Here is a 503-nt window from a genome sequence, read left to right as displayed (position 1 = left end):
AAAGGAAAAAAAAAAAAGGGAGAATAAAAAGAAAGAAAAAAAAGAAAAAGGAGAAAAAAAGAAGGAAGAAGAGAAGGAAAAGGAAAAAGAAAAGGAAAAAGAAAGAGAAAAAAAGATAAAAGAGAAGAAAGAAGAAAAGAAAGTAAAGGAAAAAGAAGATGAATAAGAGAAAGAAGAAATGGATTAAAAAAAAAGATTGAAAGAAAATGAAAAAAAAAAAGAGAAAAGAGAAGAAAAAGAAAAAGGAAGGTAATAAAGAAAAGGAAAAAAAAAAAAAAAAAAAAAAAGGAAAAAAAAAAAAAAGAGGAGAAAAAAGAAGAAAAAAAAAAAAAAAAAAAAAGAAAAAAGAAAAGAGAAAAAGGGAGAAGGGGAAAGGAAAAAGAAAAAAGGGAGAAGAAAGAGAAAAAGAAGAAGAGAAAGAAAGAAAGAGGAAAGAAAAAAAAAGAGAAAAAGAAGGAAGAGAGGAAGGAAAAGAAAAAGAGAAAAAAAAAGGAAAAAGGAAG

General features: G+C 24.5%; 1 protein-coding gene. It reads left to right on the top strand.

Going from position 1 to position 503, the window contains the following annotated elements:
* Positions 1 to 206 precede the first annotated feature (206 nt).
* On the top strand, positions 207 to 503 hold a 297-nt coding region (locus DNK85_RS12765; RefSeq protein WP_208123200.1), incomplete at its 3' end, for a hypothetical protein.

Origin of the sequence: Cysteiniphilum halobium, from assembly GCF_003574425.1 — a bacterium.
Lineage (GTDB): Bacteria > Pseudomonadota > Gammaproteobacteria > Francisellales > Francisellaceae > Caedibacter > Caedibacter halobius.
The sequence above is the reverse complement of the archived record's forward strand: the minus strand, read 5'-3'. Positions and strand labels throughout refer to the sequence as shown.